This is a genomic window from Marinobacter sp. es.042 (assembly GCF_900188315.1).
Classification (GTDB): domain Bacteria; phylum Pseudomonadota; class Gammaproteobacteria; order Pseudomonadales; family Oleiphilaceae; genus Marinobacter.
This window is the reverse complement of the sequence record NZ_LT897781.1, coordinates 2,879,614-2,897,401: the sequence shown is the minus strand read 5'-3', so window position 1 is coordinate 2,897,401 and position 17,788 is coordinate 2,879,614. Positions and strand designations below refer to the sequence as shown.

The 17,788-nt window shown below is 61.4% G+C and carries 12 protein-coding genes; 10 read left to right on the top strand and 2 right to left on the bottom strand.

Annotated elements, in window-relative coordinates; all coding sequences use genetic code 11:
* Positions 1 to 3: 3 nt before the first annotated feature.
* From CFB02_RS13540 to CFB02_RS13520, 5 genes are all read left to right on the top strand, one after another.
* On the top strand, positions 4 to 771 hold the full coding sequence (locus tag CFB02_RS13540; RefSeq protein ID WP_088558404.1) for a F0F1 ATP synthase subunit B: 768 nt from the start codon (positions 4 to 6) through the stop codon (positions 769 to 771).
* Positions 764 to 2,299, top strand: coding sequence for a F0F1 ATP synthase subunit alpha (locus tag CFB02_RS13535; protein ID WP_049784506.1), 1,536 nt, complete (start codon positions 764 to 766; stop codon positions 2,297 to 2,299). Before CFB02_RS13540 ends, CFB02_RS13535 begins: the two co-directional genes overlap by 8 nt.
* Positions 2,283 to 3,185: a FoF1 ATP synthase subunit gamma gene (locus tag CFB02_RS13530; protein WP_088558403.1), complete on the top strand. Its 903-nt coding sequence runs from the start codon at positions 2,283 to 2,285 to the stop codon at positions 3,183 to 3,185. The genes CFB02_RS13535 and CFB02_RS13530 overlap by 17 nt, the downstream gene beginning before the upstream one ends.
* Positions 3,186 to 3,252: 67 nt before the next feature.
* Positions 3,253 to 4,320, top strand: coding sequence for an efflux RND transporter periplasmic adaptor subunit (locus CFB02_RS13525; RefSeq protein WP_088558402.1), 1,068 nt, complete (start codon positions 3,253 to 3,255; stop codon positions 4,318 to 4,320).
* A complete protein-coding gene (locus tag CFB02_RS13520; RefSeq protein WP_088558401.1) occupies positions 4,317 to 7,547 on the top strand; it encodes an efflux RND transporter permease subunit in 3,231 nt (1,076 codons plus the stop codon). Before CFB02_RS13525 ends, CFB02_RS13520 begins: the two co-directional genes overlap by 4 nt.
* Before the next feature lie 10 nt (positions 7,548 to 7,557).
* Here the strand turns inward: CFB02_RS13520 and CFB02_RS13515 are convergent, their stop codons facing one another.
* Positions 7,558 to 8,613: a GGDEF domain-containing protein gene (locus CFB02_RS13515; protein WP_088558400.1), complete on the bottom strand. Its 1,056-nt coding sequence runs from the start codon at positions 8,611 to 8,613 to the stop codon at positions 7,558 to 7,560.
* Positions 8,614 to 8,732: 119 nt separating this feature from the next.
* The gene (locus CFB02_RS13510) at positions 8,733 to 9,182 is read right to left on the bottom strand and encodes a potassium channel family protein (protein ID WP_014579117.1); all 450 of its coding nucleotides are present in this window, start codon (positions 9,180 to 9,182) and stop codon (positions 8,733 to 8,735) included.
* A 153-nt stretch (positions 9,183 to 9,335) separates the two neighbouring features.
* Between CFB02_RS13510 and CFB02_RS13505 the strand changes: the two genes are divergently transcribed.
* Genes CFB02_RS13505 through CFB02_RS13485 form a run of 5 tightly spaced genes read left to right on the top strand, consistent with a single transcriptional unit; the run spans position 9,336 to position 17,780 of the window.
* Complete coding sequence (locus CFB02_RS13505; RefSeq protein ID WP_088558399.1) at positions 9,336 to 10,574, top strand: efflux RND transporter periplasmic adaptor subunit; 1,239 nt, start codon at positions 9,336 to 9,338, stop codon at positions 10,572 to 10,574.
* Positions 10,571 to 13,732 (top strand): efflux RND transporter permease subunit, encoded by a 3,162-nt coding sequence (locus CFB02_RS13500; RefSeq protein WP_088558398.1) that lies wholly within the window; start codon positions 10,571 to 10,573, stop codon positions 13,730 to 13,732. The genes CFB02_RS13505 and CFB02_RS13500 overlap by 4 nt, the downstream gene beginning before the upstream one ends.
* 10 nt (positions 13,733 to 13,742) lie before the next feature.
* The gene (locus tag CFB02_RS13495) at positions 13,743 to 14,426 is read left to right on the top strand and encodes an ABC transporter ATP-binding protein (protein WP_088558397.1); all 684 of its coding nucleotides are present in this window, start codon (positions 13,743 to 13,745) and stop codon (positions 14,424 to 14,426) included.
* 7 nt (positions 14,427 to 14,433) lie between these two features.
* Positions 14,434 to 16,704 (top strand): FtsX-like permease family protein, encoded by a 2,271-nt coding sequence (locus CFB02_RS13490; protein ID WP_088558396.1) that lies wholly within the window; start codon positions 14,434 to 14,436, stop codon positions 16,702 to 16,704.
* Positions 16,701 to 17,780, top strand: coding sequence for a lipocalin-like domain-containing protein (locus CFB02_RS13485; protein WP_088558395.1), 1,080 nt, complete (start codon positions 16,701 to 16,703; stop codon positions 17,778 to 17,780). Before CFB02_RS13490 ends, CFB02_RS13485 begins: the two co-directional genes overlap by 4 nt.
* Positions 17,781 to 17,788: the final 8 nt, after the last annotated feature.

The window sequence follows — 17,788 nt, the reverse complement described above, 5'->3', positions numbered from 1 at the left end:
ATCATGTCCATTGACTGGATCACGGTGCTTGCCCAGATCGGTAATTTCCTGGTGCTGGTATGGCTGCTCAAACGTTTTCTGTACAAGCCCATCCTGAACGGTATCGATGCCCGTGAAACCGAAATCGCGACTCGGATGGGTGAAGCCGAGGTCGCGCGAAAAAAAGCGGCCGCAGCAGAGGCTGCCTTTGTCCAACAGAAACAGGCATTGTTGGTCGACAACTCCGAGCAGGCCGAGCGGATTCGCGAGCAGGCAGAAAAGGAGAAAGATGCCCTGCTTGCAGCCACACGGGAGAGCCTTGAACGGGAAAAGCAGGAGTGGCAGGCCCATCTGGAGGCCGAGCGGGACCGGTTTATCAGTGAGCTGCACTGTGCCAGCGCCGAAACGCTCTATCAGCTTGTGCGTCGGGCCCTGCACGATCTGGCGGATGAAGACCTGGAAGAACGGATTGGCCTGCATGTCATCAGCAAGCTGAAGCCCCTGGCCCACGAACTGGTCTCCGCAGGTGCCAACGCCGAACAGGCTGTCGCGACCACTCACAAATCGCTCCCGAACAGCACTCAGGAAACCATTCGGGACGCATTGTCCGGCATGGCCCCGGGCCTTGATCTGAAGTTTTCGGTGGATCCGCGTCAGGCTCCGGGGATGATCCTGCGGATCGGCAGTGTGCAGATGGCCTGGACAGTCGACAGTTACACCGACGAGCTGACGGGGATGCTCTCTGAGCGATTGGCGTCGGGTGGTACGGGCTGGGTGCAGAACCATGGCTGAGAGACCCGCGTTGACTCCGGCCGAAGACTTTCTGGATGCCTTGCTGGACGTTCCGGCGCCATCCCCGGCACTGACCGAAGTAGGAACCGTGGCCGAAGTTGGTGATGGTATTGCAGTTGTCGCTGGCCTGGCCCGGGCCCTGGCGGACGAGCTGCTGGTGTTCGCTTCAGGTGTGCGCGGCGTGGTGCTGGATCTGGAACCGGACCGGCTGGGCGTGATTCTGCTGGGACCGTCCGATCGGATAACGGCTGGGGAGGATGTCTGGCGAACCCACAAGGTATTCAGTGTGCCGGTCGGCAATGGCCTGCTTGGCCGCATTCTCGATGCCACCGGGGGCCCGCGGGACGGCAACGGGAGTGTCGCGTCGACCGCTGAGCGGCCGGTGGAGGCCAGCGCACCGGGTATACTCAGCCGGGCGCCGGTCAACCGGCCCCTGGCCACCGGCATCAAGGTCATCGATGGCGCGGTCCCTATCGGATTGGGGCAGCGGGAGCTCATCATTGGGGACCGCCAGACAGGGAAAACGTCCATTGCGATCGATACGATTCTTAACCAGGCCCGCTCCGATGTCGTGAGTATTTATTGCGCCATCGGCCAGCGCGGAGACGCGGTTGCCCGTGTTATCGAAACCCTGCGCAAAAGTGGCCAGCTCGCAAACACCGTCGTGGTTGCAGCCGGTGATGAGGATGCCCCAGGGTTAGCCTATGTTGCGCCCTATGCCGCGATGACTATGGCCGAATACTTTGCGGACCAGGGGCGTGACGTGCTGGTGGTTTTCGACGACCTGACTCACCACGCGCGCTCCTATCGTGAGTTGTCGCTGCTACTGCGGCGCCCGCCGGGGCGCGAGGCTTTCCCCGGGGATATATTCTACGTACATGCCCGTTTGCTTGAGCGGGCAGGACAGTTCACTCCAGAAGCCGGAGGCGGTTCCATTACCGCTTTGCCGGTTGTCGAAACCCAGGCAGAGAATCTCTCCGCCTACATTCCGACGAATCTCATTTCGATTACCGACGGACAGATCTACCTGTCCCCCAGGCTGGTGCGAAAAAACCAGTTCCCTGCGGTGGATATCGGGCTTTCCGTGTCCAGGGTCGGAGGCAAGGCCCAGCATCGGGCGTTCCGGGAGGTGGCAGGAAATCTACGTGTCACCCTGTCCCAGTTCGAGGAGCTGGAGGATTTTGCCCGATTCGGAACCCGGCTGGACGACAACACCAGGGCCCGTCTGACCCGCGGGGCAGCGGTCCGGACCGCATTGCGGCAGCCCGAGCGGGATCCCATGCCGGCTGTCGAGCAGCTTCTGGTATTGATGGCTGCCCTGGAAGGGCTGCTTGATGGCCTTTCAGAGAACGAAGTTGCTGAGACCATGATCAGGATGCGAAACAGTGTGGGCGACTCCCTGAAAGATGTAGACGAGAGTATTCGACAGAATCGTTCGCTGGAGGAAGCGGAAAAGCAAAGCCTGTTGCGGGTGGCCAGGGCAGCCCTGGCAGTGTCAGGAGAGGATCGTCATGGCCCAGACGCTTGAAACCCTGTCCAGGCGGACGGACACCCTTGGCAGCATTCGCAGCATTGTTCATACCATGAAAACCATGTCTGCGATCAATGCAGTGCCCTATGAGCATGCCGCCCGATCCATTGAGTCCTATCACCAGACCGTGCTGGACGGTCTGCGGGCATTTGTCGCGAAAACCGGGCCTGTGTCGGTGCCGGACGTCGCTCAGGCCGAACGGCTGTTAGTGGTGTTCGGTTCCGATCACGGTTTGTGCGGCAACTACAACGAAATACTCGCAGAAAGCGCAAGGTCGGAGTCATTGAAGGCCGGTAGCCCGGCCCGTGTTCTTTGCGTGGGTGCCCGCATGGGCGATGCGCTCGGCGATCAGGGCATCCGCCCGGAGTTTACCTTCCTGCCGCCGGCATCGGCCGATGGCATCGGACGCCTGGCCAGCGACATAGTGACGCGACTGGACGAAATCGGGGGTGGCGATGTGCATAACAGGATCGCTGTGACCCTGGTGTTCACCCGACGAGCCGACAAAGGACAACGTGAACCGGAAATAAGCCAGTTGCTGCCGCTGGAGCCCACGTTGTTGTCGGGTTCCGGGGCGTCTGGCTGGCACTCCCGCTCCCTTGCCGATTACACGATGCCGCCAGCCCCATTGTTCGCGGCGCTGCTGCGTAACCACATATTTGCCAGCGTTTTCCGCGCGTCGGCCGAAGCGATGGTTACGGAGAACGCGGCCCGCCTGGCCCTGATGCAACAGGCGGAGCAGGCGGTTGATGACCGACTTGAAGAGGTGGGCGGTCAGTTCCGATTGGTACGGCAGGACGAAATAACCAACGAACTGATGGACATTATTGTTGGCTTTGAGGCCCTCAAGAAGCCATCCGTTGTGCATTCCAGCAGTTTGTAGAATGCTCTCGGCTCCCATTTTTGATAACCTTTAGGTATTACCTAATAACCTGAATTGGAGGTGCGCAATGGGTCGGCTGGTCGCTGCAGGCGTGATGGTCTCCCTGGCGTTGCTGTCCGCGATGGCTCAGGCCCAAAGCAGTGAACGTGCGTTGATGTCAGAAGCGGTCGAACGCAGCATGTTGCAGGAGACAGTGCATCTTGACGGCGTCATCGAAGCGGTACAGCAAAGTACGGTGTCCGCCCAGACCAGCGGTACTGTCCGGAGTCTCCCCTTCGATGTTGATGATTCCGTGGCTGCCGGCGACCTGATTGTCCAGCTGGAGGACAGTGAACAGCGGTCCCGTCTGCGCCAGGCCGAGGCCGGGCTTGAGGAGGCCGAGGCGGCATTGGCGGATGCTGGGCAGCGCTTTGACCGTATTGAAACGGTACACGAGCGTGGCCTTGTGTCCCGGCAGGAATTCGACCAGGCCCGCAACAACCTTGCCGCTGCCAGGGCCCGGGTCGAGCGCGCCCGGGCTTCGGTTTCCGAGGCGCAGGAGCAACTCTCCTATACCCGTGTGCTGGCACCCTACGGTGGCATTCTTACCGAACGGCATGTCGAAGTCGGAGAAGCGGTCAACCCCGGCCAGCCGCTGCTCAGCGGCTTGTCCCTGGAGCAGCTCCGGGTTGTGGTGGATCTACCCCAGAAGTATGCCGAACTGGCCCGCATGGAGCGTCAGGCCCAGGTCACCCTGGCTGATGGCCGGGTGCTGGAAACCGGTGAGATGACCTTCTACCCCTATGCCGATCCGCAAACTCACACCTTCCGTCTGCGGATGCGACTGAGTGAGCCCAATGGCTCGCTGTTTCCCGGCATGCTGGTGAAGGTCAGTGTGCCGGTTGCCAGCCGCGAGACCCTGTGGGTCCCGTTCAGCAGCCTGATTCAACGCAGCGAGCTCCGGGCGGTATTTGTGCTCGATGATCAGGATCAGCCCAGGCTGAGGCAGGTTCGCACCGGGGTGCGGGACAATGGCCGGCTGGAGGTTCTTGCGGGCCTGAGCGAGGGCGAGCGGGTAGTCACAAACCCGTCTGTGCTGGTGGGCAGCGAGCGCCTGAATCCGCTTGAAAGAACGGGCGAGGAGTCGAGCCCGTGAGCCGTGATTTGCCGCCAGTTGGCCCCTCCGGCGCCATTGCCCGAGTCTTCCAGGACAACCACCTGACACCGTTGCTGGCCATTCTGGCGATCATTCTTGGCGTGCTGGCTGTGGTGGTCACACCCAAAGAGGAAGAACCCCAGATTGACGTCACCATGGCCGATATCATGGTGGCGTTTCCGGGCGCCAGCACCCGGGAGGTGGAAAGCGCGATCGCCACGCCGGCAGAACAGGTGATGAGCGAGATCAAGGGCGTCGAGCATGTCTATTCCGTGTCCCGCCAGGGCCAGGCGGTGATCACGGTGCAGTTCGAGGTGGGCATCCCGCGGCAGGAAGCCCTGGTCAGGCTCTACAATCAGGTGTATTCCAACCAGGACTGGTTGCCGCCCAACCTGGGCGCTGCCCAGCCGGTGGTCAAGCCCAAGGGCATTGATGATGTCCCGGTGATGACACTCACTCTCTATGATCCGGTCAACGGGCATACGGGGGAGGAACTGACTCGCCTGGCGCACATGCTGGAAGTCGCCCTGAAACGGGTCCCCGGCACCCGGGATGTCTATACCACCGGCGGGATCCCGGATCGGGTCGATATCCGGTTCGATCCGGCGTTGCTGGCGGGGTTCAACCTCACCATCGATGACATCCGGAACGCCCTGATGGCGGCCAACACCAGCAGCCAGGAGGCACGGATTGCCCGGGACAACCTGTCGATACCGGTCCAGGCCGGAACGCTGCTGGAAACCGTGGAGGATGTCCGGCGCCTTGTTGTGGGCATGCACAATGGCTCCGCGGTGTACCTGGAGGACGTGGCGCAGGTCCGCCGGGGAGGCACCGTGGCGGACCAGAGTGTAATGACCGGATTCGGGCCGGCCCGGGAAGCCGGCGTTGCTGGCCAGCCCGGCGAGGTTTATCCGGCAGTTACCCTGGCCATCGCCAAGAAGCCGGGCGAGAACGCCATCAATATCACCACGGCCATTGAAGAGCGTCTGGACCAGCTGCGCAATCGGGCCCTGCCGGAATCGGTGGAAGTGCTGGTCACCCGGGACTATGGCGTAACCGCCTCCCAGAAAGCCCGCAAACTGATTACCGATCTGATCTCCGCCACTTTGTGCGTTGTGCTGCTGGTGCTGGCGGCCATGGGCTGGCGGCAGGCCCTGATTGTCGGCATCGCGGTTCTGATTACCCTGCTGCTGACCCTGGTGTTCTCCTGGGCATGGGGATTTACCTTGAACCGGGTGTCCCTGTTCGCGCTGATATTCTCCATCGGCATCCTGGTGGACGACGGCATCGTCATCACCGAGAACATCAATCGTCGGATCCAGAACTCCCGTCGTGCGGTCAAGGACATCATCCCGGTGGCCGTGGATGAAGTGGGCACGCCTACCATCATGGCCAGTCTCACCATCATGGCGGCGCTGATTCCGATGGCGTTTGTCAGTGGCCTGATGGGCCCCTACATGAGCCCGATTCCGATCAATGCCTCCGCGGGTATGGTGCTGTCCCAGATTGTCGCCTTCGTGGTGGCCCCCTGGCTGGCTTTCAGGCTTCTCAAACACAAGAAGGGGCAGCGGGCTGCCGAAGCCGAGGAGGCGTCCAGCTCTGCGGATGGCGTCAGCCCGGTGTCCCTGCGGATTTTCCGGACCGTGCTCGGGCCATTCTTGGGGGATCATCCCTGGCGCCGCCGTTTGCTGGCACTGGGGGTGGTGGGTCTTACCCTCGTGGCTTCGTCATTGCCGGTGTTCCAGGCGGTGATCCTGAAGATGCTGCCCTTCGACAACAAGTCGGAACTGCAGGTTGTGGTCGACATGCCCGAGCGCACGCCCATGGAGCAGACCCAGCGAGTGTTGCTGGACATGGGCAGCTACCTGGAAACGGTGGCCGAAGTGGCCAACTGGCAAACCTACGCCGGCACCGCCTCACCCATCAATTTCAATGGCCTGGTGCGGCAGTATTACCTGCGTGGCGATCCCTACCACGGGGATATTCAGATCAATCTCATGGATGAAGAGAGTCGGGACCGGTCGTCCCATACGATTGCACAGTCCCTCCGGGACCCACTGACCGAAATCGGTGACCGGTACGGAGCCAGTGTGAAGATTGTCGAAGTGCCGCCCGGGCCGCCGGTACTCTCACCCGTGGTGGCCGAGATTTATGCGGTGGATGAAACCCGCCGGGCAGAGCTGGCCCGGCAAGTGGCCGAAGGCATGACCAGCGTCGATGGCCTGGTGGATATCGACACCACCCTGGAGGCACCCACACGGCAGTGGGAAGTGGTGGTGGATCGGGACCGTGCGGCACGGCTTGGTGTTTCCCAGGCCCAGGTGGTTGGTGTCCTGCAGACCGCCCTGGGGGGAACCGGGGTCAGCTTCCTGCATGATGATCATGCCAAATACCCTGTTCCGATACGGGTGATTCTGGGTGAAGGCGACAAGGCCCAGCCATCGGTGCTGTTATCGCTGAAGGTGCGGAGCCGCAGCGGCGCACTGGTTCCTTTGGCAAGCATTGCGGACGTACGCGAAGCCGACTGGATGGGGGCGATCTACCACAAGGATCTGCTACCGGTAACCTACGTGACGGCAGACATGGCGGGGGAGATCGATTCGCCGCTGTACGGCATGTTTGCCATGGTCGAGCGCCTGAACCAGCAAGCGGGGGCCCCGGAGCAGTATTTCATCGACCAGCCCCCATTGCCGGAAAAGGGCACGCTCAAATGGGACGGCGAATGGCAGATCACCTACGAAACCTTCAGGGACATGGGCGCGGCTTACAGTGTGGGTGTGTTCATGATTTTCGTGCTGCTGGTGGCGCAGTTCCGTTCCTATATTCTGCCGCTGGTGATCATGGCGCCCATCCCGCTGACCCTGATCGGCATCATGCCCGGCCATGCGCTGCTGGGGCGCGAGTTCACGGCCACCAGCATGATTGGCATGATTGCCCTGGCCGGGATCATCGTGCGCAACTCGATCCTGTTGGTGGTGTTTATCCGGCAGCTGATTGAGGAGGGTGTCGAGCTTGATGAAGCGGTGGTCCTGGCGGGTGCGGTGCGCATCAAACCCATCGCGTTGACGGCGATCTCGGCGATGGTGGGTGCTTACTTTATTCTGAACGACCCGATTTTTAACGGCCTGGCGATATCGCTGGTATTTGGCCTGGCCATGTCCACCTTATTGACCGTTCTGGTGGTGCCATTGCTTTACTACACACTGGCGCGTTGCAAGTGGGTGTGAACTAAATTGATTACGCCTGGCAGGGAGCCAGGGCGCTGTCGGAGCTGATGATCCGGTTACGTCCGGAATCCTTGGCGTGATAGAGGTACTGGTCGGCCCGGCCGATCAGGCTGCGCAGATCGGCGCCGTCCGGACCAAACTGGGCAATGCCGCCGCTGATAGTAAGGCCAATGGATTGGTCCTGATAGGGCACGGGGTGAGATTCAATCGCACCCCGGATCTTGTCTGCCACCCGATGAGCCTGGTCTGCCGTGGTGTTGGTGAGCAGAATGGCGAACTCCTCGCCACCCAGTCGGGTGGCCAGATCGGTCGCCCTGAGCGAAGCGCGCAGGGTGCTTGCAACGTGTCTGAGAGCGAGGTCGCCGGCCTCATGCCCGTGCTGGTCATTGACCTGTTTGAAGTGGTCGAGGTCGAACACGACCATGGAAAGCGGGGTTCCGTTGCGGAGGCTGCGTTTGCGCTCCTGTTCGAACACATCGCTGAGGCGCGCCCGGTTGGCGAGGCCGGTGAGGGCATCGGTCTGGGCCATTTTCAAGAGACGGGATTCGGACTGCTCCCGGGTGATCTCATAAATGTGCGAGAAGGCAAGAATGGTCAGTGACATCAGCGCCATATTGGCAATTGGCAGGGGCTGCATCATATCCGGCGCATCGTGATATTTGACAAAGAAGATCACGGCTGCCGTGCCCATGAACACGGCAGATACCAGCAGGCCCAGGCGCCGGCCCATCAGGAGGTGGGAAAGGATGGGAATCAACAGGACCCAGGCGAAGACCGTGGTGGTTGCCCGCGGTGATGTGAATGCGAACATCATGGTGATGCAGAATGGCAGGATAAAGGCGAGAATCCAGCGTTCCAGGTGTCTTGTTTTGCCAATCGCCCAGAGGATGAAAACCGAGTAGCACGCCATTCCAAGCTCGGCAAAGGCCAGGGGGTAATTCTCTCTCTGGACGTTGAGGGTAAAAAACAGCAGGCCGCTGATGGCGGTAAAGATCAGCAGCGTCTTCAGTACCGCTTTGCGATAAGGACGGGCAAGGTGCTTCTGTGACTCCTTGTAACTTTCCATGGGTCTGGTCTGGGTATCCGGCGCTCTGGGGCGATATGTACAAAGACAGTGCACATGCCGCAAGATCCGGGTATTAGATCAGAATTCGTGCAAAGTAACCGTCGATCTTCGACTAAAGTCTAGCGGGTGGGCCAGTAGCGCTGCATTTCCACGAACAGGAAGGAGGCACTCCAGGTGATCAGAACCAGGCCGGACAGTGCCTCTATGCCGGTGAGGAAACGCAGGATGCCGAAGGGTTCGACATCCCCATAGCCGACGGTGGTAAATGTGGTGAAGGAGAAGTAGACGCAGTCCAGGATGCTGCCGCTGAAATTGCCGCCAAGTTCGCCCCAGCCTTCGGCATGATGCATGAGGTAAAAAGCACCGGCAAAGATCCAGACTTGCAGGGTGTGTGCGGCGAGAACGCCGAATACGGCAGCAATCAGCCGGAACCGATGGCTCTGCCGCATTTTCGACAGGAGTCCGCTCAAATTAATCAGCACTTCGTGGTGGATCAGGACCACGACGGCAACGATCAACCCATTAATCAGCGTTGCGTTCAGGAGATTGACATGATGTTCTACTGCCAAGATAGATATTCTCCGTTGCCATGAATGGAGGATGCACCGCGTAAAATTGACGCAGGACCCAGGCTTGTCCGATCCGAAAACGAGCCTTGATTGTATAGTAGTCTGAACCTAACAGCCCGACGGGCTTTTTTTACCTTAGCTGGCCAGCAAGTAATGTCCAAACGACTCATTCCCGTATTGATTCTCGCCGTCGGTATCGCCGGTTTCATGATTCTCAAGATGACACGCCCGGAGCCTGCAGAGGTCAGTGCCACCGAGCGGAGTTGGCGTGTCCAGGTTCAGCAGATTGAGCCGGGCACACACACGCCGGTTTTGCCCCTGTACGGAGAGGTTCTTGCGCCTGAGCAACTGACGGTAACCGCCACCCTGGCAGGCCGTATCGGTGCCAGGCCTGTGACGGAGGGGCAGCGTGTCGGTGAGGGAGACCTTCTGGTGGCTCTGGATGAGGCCGATATCCAACCCGCCCTGGCTCAGGCCGAGGCTCAGGTAAACGATCTGAAAGCCCAGATCCGATCGGAGCAGGTGCGCTACCGGAACGACCAGACAGCGCTGGCCAGCGAGCAGGCGATTCTCGAGAACGCCCGCCGCCAACTGGAGCGCACCCGATCGCTGGTGAGCCGGAACCTGGCCTCCCGCGAAGCGCTGGAAGCGGCTACCGATGCTGCCGCACGAGCCGAGCTTACGGTGAATACCCGGCAGCGCGCAATTGAAGAGCACCCGGCTCGGCTGCAGAGCCTCGAGGCAAAATTGGCCCAGGCCGAGGCAAACCTGCTCAGCACGCGGCGGGATGCTGAGCGAGCCCGAATGGTTGCGCCTTTCGACGGCATAGTGACCGATATCCGGGTTGCCGAGGGAGATCAGGTAAGCCGAAACGAACCGCTGCTTTCGCTCTATCCCGTGGATGGTCTTGAACTCAGGGCCCGGGTCCCGGAGATGTTCCGTGGCGAGCTGCTGGATGCGCTGGCCCGCGGGGAAACCCTGACGGCCACCAGCGAGGGGGGGCAGCACCGGTTCCGGCTCACCCGCTTCGCCGGCACCAGCGATGCGTCCGGTACTGAAGCCATTCTTGAACTTGAGGGCGAGGCCGGGGGAATACGGCCGGGGGGGTTGTTGCCCGTGACCCTGGAGCGGGCCGCCCGCAGCAATACCGTGTCGATTCCGTTCAGCGCCCTCTATGGTGCCGACAGCGTCTATCTGATGTCCTCAGATGGCCGGATGGAGCGCGCCCGGATCGAGCGCATTGGCGAAGCCCGGGGCAGCAATGGTGAGCGTCGCCTTCTGGTGTCTGGCGAAGCCCTGGTGCCTGGCGCGCAACTGATTACCACCCACCTGCCCAATGCACTGACCGGCCTCAAGGTGGATGTCGCGGATTCCGGAGTTTCGGCGCAATGAGGCGGAAAACAGGCGTCATCGGTTTTTTTGTTCACCATCGGGTCGCTGCCAACCTGGTGATGCTCGTCATGCTGCTGGGTGGCGCACTGGCGCTCACCCGCATGAATATCCAGTTTTTCCCGACCTTTGCCCTGGACGTGGTCAGTGTTCGCGTGGTCTGGAGTGGAGCCTCCGCCGAGGACGTCGAGCAGGGCATCACCAACCCCCTTGAACAGCGTCTGCGAAGCGTCGATGGTTTGAAGAAAATGACCTCCACCTCGGCCCAGAGTGTCTCGTCCATCACGCTTGAGTTCGAGGAGGGCACCAACCCGATCCAGGCCCTGGATGACGTGCGCCAGCAGGTGGACGAGTTCACCAACTTTCCGGCCGAGGCGGAGGAGCCCCAGGTCACCCGCATTGAACGTTATGAACCGGTGGCCCGATTGCTGGTTTACGGGGATGTCGATCGCAGTGAGTTGCGGCAGATGGCATACCGGTTTGAAGATGAACTGCTCCAGCGCGGCATTGACCGGGTGTCGATCCGGGGCCTGCCGGAACAGCAGATCAGCATTGATGTACCGGTGGAGCGGCTCGAGACACTGGGGCTTTCACTGGAACAGATTGCCGAACGTGTGGCGGCCATTTCCCGCGACCTGCCCGCTGGCATGATGGCGCAACAGGACGCCACCCGGGAATTGCGCGCGGTTGAGCAGCGACGCAGCCCGCAGGAATTCGAAAACATTCCGGTGCTCAGTGGTGAGCGGGTTCAGCTCCATCTTGGCGATGTGGCCATCATCCGTCAGGAGGCCCGTGAGAGCCAGGTAACGCTGGAAAAGGACGGCAAGCCGGCGGTTGAGCTGCAGTTGCAGCGATCGGAAAACGGCAATTCGCTGGAAGCGGCCAAAGTCCTGGAAAACTGGCTGACGGATACTCGGCCGGTGCTGCCGCCAACGGTGGAAATGGAGGTGTACGACGAGACGTGGCAACTACTGGATGATCGTATTTCCCTGTTGGTGAAAAACGGTCTGGGCGGGCTGGTGCTCGTGATCTGTCTGTTGTACCTGTTTCTGCCCGGTCGGGTGGCCCTGTGGGTGGCCATCGGTATTCCAACAGCGTTTCTGGCGGCCATGGCGGTGCTCTGGCTGATCGGTGGCTCCATCAACATGATTTCCCTGTTTGCCCTGATCATGGCTCTGGGGGTAATCGTCGACGATGCCATTGTGGTTGGCGAGGATGCCGATGCCCATGCCCGGATGGGAGAGGAGTCCATTTATGCCTCGGAAGGTGCGGCCAAGCGCATGGTCTGGCCGGTGTTGGCCTCTTCATTGACCACCGTTGCGGCCTTCATGCCCCTGTTGGTGGTGGGCGGTGTCATTGGCAATATCCTGGGCGACATACCACTGGTGATGATCTGTGTTCTGGTTGCCTCGCTGCTTGAGTGTTTTATCGTGTTGCCCGCGCACCTGCGCCACGCCTTTGTGCCACGGCGTAAGAAAAAATCTCAGGCGTCGGAGCCGAGAAAGCCGGGCCCGATTGAACGTTTCCGGCAGGGCTTCGAACAGCGGTTCGACCGGTTCCGGGAAGGCCGGTTCCGGCGCTTCTCCCGCTACAGTCTTCAGCATCGAGGCGCCACGGTCGCCAGTGCCCTGGCCCTGGCCATCGTGACGATCGGCCTTCTGGCCGGCGGCCGCCTGGGTTTCAACTTTTTCCCGACCCCGGAGCCGTCGGTGTTCTATGCCAACGCCAGCTTTGTGGCCGGTACTGATCGCGGCACCGTGGATAATTTCCTGACCCAGATGCAGCGAACGCTCAATGAGACGGAAGAAGCCCTGGGTGGCGATTTCATCCTTCACGCCGTGACGACACGGGGTGCAACCCAGGGCGCCGAGGGCAGCTCCCGAAGTGGTGACGAGCTGGGCTCAATGATGATCGAACTGGTGCCTTCCGACCGCCGTTCGGTGCGCAACCCGGAATTCATCACCGAGTGGCGCAGCCGGCTGGAGACCCCCGCCGGGCTGGACAACCTGACGATTTCCGAGCGCCAGGCCGGACCTCCTGGCCGCGACGTCAACGTGAGGCTGACCGGTGAGAACGCTGAACGGCTCAAGCAGGCCGCCGACGAACTGGGGCAGGCGCTGTCGACGCTGCCTGGCGTGCTTGATGTGGAAGATGACATGCCCTGGGGGCGGGCGCAGCTGATTTACCAGGTCAGTGCCTATGGTGAGGCGTTGGGGCTGACCACGTCGGATCTGGGTCGCCAGCTCCGGGCGGCCTTTGATGGCCGTATTGCCCAGATCTACCAGGATGGCCGGGATGAAGTGGAAGTTCGTGTACAGCTGCCACAGGATCAGCGCGAGCGGCTTTCGACCCTGTCACGCATCACCATCCGGGTTCCGGACGGTCGTTTTGTGCCATTGACCCAGGTTATGAACCTGGATCACCGGCAGGGTTTCCAGGCCCTGCGACACGCTGAAGGACGACTGGCCGTTGAGGTGACGTCCGGGCTGAATACCCGGGTCAGCACCACTGACCAGATCCTCACCAGCCTCGAGGCCGAGGCCCTCCCCGACATCGCCAGTCGTTATAACGTGCGATACAGCTTTGAGGGCCGGGCGGCCGACCAGCGGGAAACCCTGGGTGATATGCAAACCGGCCTGGTTATCGGGCTGGCGCTCATGTACGTGGTGCTGGCCTGGGTGTTTGCGTCCTGGAGCCTGCCGCTGATTGTCATGGCCATCATTCCCTTTGCCCTGGTGGGCGCACTGCTGGGCCACTGGCTGATGGGGCTGCAGCTGACCATTCTCTCTCTGTTTGGCCTGTTCGGTCTGTCCGGGATTGTGGTCAATAACGCGATCATTCTCGTAGCCTTCTATAACCAGCAGCGGAAAAAAGGGCTCGACATCACCGATGCGCTCAACGAAGCGGCGGTACAGCGGGTTCGGGCAGTGATGCTGACATCGCTGACAACGATCGGTGGTCTTCTGCCCCTGTTGTTCGAGACGTCCCTGCAGGCCCAGTTCCTGATTCCCATGGCCACGTCCATCGCGTTTGGTCTGGGGCTTTCGACCCTGCTGGTGTTGCTGGTGGTTCCTGCCTTGCTTTCTTGGCTGGAGCAATTCCGGGAATGGCGCGCACGGCGGCATGGCGACATGGCAGAGCCGATCGGGGCGCCCGAGTGACAGGACAAGCATGGTGGATTCTTTGCTATCGGCCCGAGGCCTGAACAAGCAGTTTCGCAGCGGCGATGAGCCGGTGCCGGTGCTTACCGATTTTTCGTTGCAACTCGGTGCGGGTGAATCGCTGGCGCTGACAGGTCGCTCGGGGTCCGGCAAAAGCACCCTGTTGAACATCCTGTGCGGCCTGGAAAAGCCCGATTCGGGCACTGTTCAGGTGCTCGGAGAAACATTTGATGCCCGGTCAACGGAGGCCGCAAGCAAGGCTGACGCGCGCTGGGGCGGTCTTCGCCGACAGCAGATCGGTGTGGTGTTCCAGGAAGCCAATCTGATGCCTGCCCTGTCGCTGCTGGACAATGTGCGTTTTCGGGCCCGGCTTGCGGGTCAATCCGAGGACGATTGCCGGGACTGGCTGGAGCGACTGGGCATTGGCGAGCTTGCCGACCGCTTTCCGGATCAGGTGTCCGGCGGGCAGCGCCAGCGTGCGTCGCTTGCCATGGTCTTTGCCATGAAGCCGGCCCTGATTCTTGCCGATGAACCGACCGGCAGTCTTGACCGGCATACCGCCGAGGCGGTAATCGGGCAGCTTTTCGAGCTGCAGGCCCGTCACGGTTGCGGACTGATCCTCGCCACCCACGATCCCGAACTGGCGACCCGCTGCAGCCAGCACCTGGATCTGCGCCATCTGCCAGAAAACTGAGCCCGCGATGACTCTTCCGGCCGCCCTGTTCAGCCACTACCGTCGCCATCCTCTCCAGTTGCTGGCCCTGGCCACCATGATTGTGCTTGCCACCATGCTCTGGACAGGCGTCCACCATCTCACCAGCCAGGCCCGGGCCAGTCTCGACCAGAGCGAGTCGGCGGTGGCGGAGCGCCAGCAGGTGGCTCGCACTGATGGTAGCCCCGTGACTGTGGACGACTTCGTGCAGCTGCGTCGAGCCGGGCTTTGTGTCATGCCCTGGCTGGAGGTCTCCGAGCCGGAAGGCGGTCGAGTCGTGGGTGTCGACCCTCTGGCAGCGGGCTGCTTCCAGACCCCCGGAGAGCAGGAGTCGCCCTGGGGTGGGGAGCTGGATGGCCGGCCTTTTGTGGATATTAGTGAAGCGGCGGAACTGGCCCGTGAGCAGGGCAGCGAATTGTCGCTGCTGGTATCCGATGACCACAGCAAGGCCGATCTACCCCCCGGCTATCAGCTGGTGCCGTTCAGCGTTGGCCCGGCTACCGGGGAACTGGGTGACAGTTTCCTGTTGAATCTGGATGCCCTCGGGGTCATGGTTCTCCTCATTACCGCTTTGCTGGTGCGAAGTGTTTACCTGCTCGGCCTGGCCCAACGTCGCGACAGCTTTGCCCTGTTGCATCGGTTTGGCGTTCCCCAGGGCCGGGTGAACCGCTTGCTGGTTGTCGAGATCCTCTTGCTGGCTGCGGTTTGTGTCCTGCCCGGAATCTGGCTTGGCCGCTGGTTGGCGGCTGGTCTGGGCAGCGGCTTCGGGCAGGCGCTTGAGGGGCTCTTCGATCAGCCGTTATACGCAGGCCAGGGCGGGAGCTGGCTGGTGCCGCTTGTCACCATGATGGCCGTGATTCTGGTTGCTTGTCTGGCGGATTTCCTCCGGCCAATTTTCCGGGGGCTTGTGGGAGGCGGCCGCCGATATGGCGGACTGGTGTTGTTGGTGCTGATCGCAGGCCTCGCCTTGACGGTTTGGGTCACCGATCTTCTCTGGCTTTTCATTGCCGTGGCCATGGTATTCGTGGCTGCGGGAATTCTCGCGCCCAGGCTGATTGCCTCGCTTGCAGACTGGCGGTCCGGCCACGACAGGGATCTGCAGGCACGCTGGCGCCATCGGGAGCTTGCCGTGCTGGCTCGTCGCCTGGCCTTGCCATTGGTAGCCCTGCAGTTCGCCATGGCGATGGTCCTGGCAGTGCAGGCACTGGTTACGACTTTTGAAAGCACGTTTGACCGGTGGCTGGCGCAGAGACTGGAAGCGGACTATTACGTTGAAGTCCCGGAATCAGCAGATGCGGCCCTGGCACTCGACTGGCTCGCTGAACAGCCGGGGCTCTCTGCTTCCGGACTGTGGCACCGGGTCATTCGCGGTCGGGCAACCCTGCCGGGCGGCGAGGATGAGGAAGAAACCAGGGTAGACGTCTTTGCCATCGGTCCCGTTGGCCCACTGGTGACCGGTTGGGAGTTGTTTGAATCAGCGCCGCAGCCCTGGCAGCGACTGCAACAGGGCCAGGGCGTGATGGTGAATGAACAGCTGGCGCGCCGGCAGGATATAGCGGTCGGACAGACATTGACGGTCCTTTTCGGAAGCCAGTCCTTCAAACTTCCGGTACTGGCCATTTACCCGGACTACGGCCGTCCAGCTGGCGAGATCCTGATTCATCCGTCGGTTCTTCCAGTGGAGTTCGAAACCGGCTTCCAGAGCCTGTCAGTTTCGCCGGGCAATCTCTCCATTGAGGCAGTGACCGATGGATTAAAAGGGGTATGGCAGGTCGAGGCGTTGACGGTCCGGGACAACCGGGCGATTGGAGAGCTCGCCTCTGCCATTTTCGACCAGACCTTTCTGCTGACTCGGGCCATGACCACCCTGACCTTGATACTGGCGGCTATCGCCCTTCTGATGATGGGCTGGGTCTTTTTCTCGACCCGTGCCTGGTATTTCCGGCTGCTTGTGGTGTGGGGGCTGTCACGAAGGCAGGCGTCGGCTCAATTGGTCCGGTTGTCAGTGTCGTTGACCGGTGCCATTGCCTTGCTGGCCCTGCCACTGGGTGTCTGGCTGACCTGGGTGCTGGTGCATCGGATCAATCCCATTGCGTTTGGCTGGTCCCTGCCCATGGCCGTCTACCCGGGGTTCTGGCTGGAGCTTGGTGTGCTCAGCATGCTGATCGGTCTCAGTATCGCCTTCCTGATGAGCCGGCAGCTGAAATCTCCGACGGTTGCGCCGGTTAACGCCAATGCCGTGGTTGGAGGTGAGCGATGAGACGCTGGATGGTCATCTGGTTGCTGTTGCTTCTGGCAGGGTGTTCGGAACCACAGCAGGAGTCAGGGTTCGCCGGACTTGCAGGCATCGCGGATAACGAATCCGGTGTGCCCTTTCTACAGCCAGGGCCGGGAGACCGGCTGTCGTTTCCCGAGGATTATGGCCCCCACCCGCAGCACCGGATCGAATGGTGGTACCTGACCGCCAATTTGAAGACGGTCGATGGCGAGCCCCTTGGCCTGCAATGGACCCAGTTCCGCCAGGCAATCAAGCCGAGGCCGGCAGACGCTGAGCCCCCGGACGCAAATAACTGGCCCCTTGAAGCGGCCTGGATGGCCCACGCGGCAGTAAGCTTTGATACCCGGCACTACTTCGCAGAGAAGCTGGCCCGGGGCGACGTTGGCCACGCCGGAGCCCGGGCAGAGCCGATCGCGGTGTGGCTGGACGACTGGCAGCTTGAGGCTGAACCCGGGCATGGTTCATGGCGGCTGCAGGTCGCGGCGGATGGCTGGTCCTACGATTTGACCCTGAGCATCACCGGAAAGCCGGTAGCTCACGGCGATCAGGGTTTCAGCGCCAAATCCGCCGATGGCGAGGGTTCCATGTATTTCAGTCTGGTGGACCTTCAGATCGACGGCAGGGTCACCCTGGGCGATCAGACGTTGGACGTCAGTGGGAAGGGTTGGTTTGACCGGGAGTGGAGCAGCCAGTTTCTGAAATCCGGCCAGCAGGGCTGGGACTGGTTTGCGCTGCACCTGGATTCGGGCGACAAACTGATGGCTTTCCAGCTTAGGGAAGAAGACGGTGGCTTTCGTGCCGGAACCTGGATTCCGGCTGATGGCGAGCCCATCGCTCTTGGCGCCGATCAGCTCAGCCTTAGGCCATTAACCCAGGGCGACGGTTATCCCAGTGCATGGCGTCTGGAAGTGCCAGACTTTGGCCTGAACCTGGAGGTGGCTGCGCCAGCGGGGGATTATCGAAACAACGGGCTCTACCCGTACTGGGAGAGCCCGGTGTCGGTATCCGGCAGCCATGGTGGCGTGGGCTACATGGAACTGACCGGATACGGCGAGTGAACTGCACC

Excerpts from the sequence above, each read along its gene's own strand:
- CFB02_RS13490 (WP_088558396.1), top strand. The coding sequence starts at position 14,434 with ATGACTCTTCCGGCCGCCCTGTTCAGCCACTACCGTCGCCATCCTCTC.
- CFB02_RS13525 (WP_088558402.1), top strand. The coding sequence starts at position 3,253 with ATGGGTCGGCTGGTCGCTGCAGGCGTGATGGTCTCCCTGGCGTTGCTG.
- CFB02_RS13500 (WP_088558398.1), top strand. The coding sequence starts at position 10,571 with ATGAGGCGGAAAACAGGCGTCATCGGTTTTTTTGTTCACCATCGGGTC.
- CFB02_RS13495 (WP_088558397.1), top strand. The coding sequence starts at position 13,743 with ATGGTGGATTCTTTGCTATCGGCCCGAGGCCTGAACAAGCAGTTTCGC.
- CFB02_RS13535 (WP_049784506.1), top strand. The coding sequence starts at position 764 with ATGGCTGAGAGACCCGCGTTGACTCCGGCCGAAGACTTTCTGGATGCC.
- CFB02_RS13505 (WP_088558399.1), top strand. The coding sequence starts at position 9,336 with ATGTCCAAACGACTCATTCCCGTATTGATTCTCGCCGTCGGTATCGCC.
- CFB02_RS13530 (WP_088558403.1), top strand. The coding sequence starts at position 2,283 with ATGGCCCAGACGCTTGAAACCCTGTCCAGGCGGACGGACACCCTTGGC.
- CFB02_RS13540 (WP_088558404.1), top strand. The coding sequence starts at position 4 with ATGTCCATTGACTGGATCACGGTGCTTGCCCAGATCGGTAATTTCCTG.
- CFB02_RS13485 (WP_088558395.1), top strand. The coding sequence starts at position 16,701 with ATGAGACGCTGGATGGTCATCTGGTTGCTGTTGCTTCTGGCAGGGTGT.
- CFB02_RS13515 (WP_088558400.1), bottom strand. The coding sequence starts at position 8,613 with ATGGAAAGTTACAAGGAGTCACAGAAGCACCTTGCCCGTCCTTATCGC.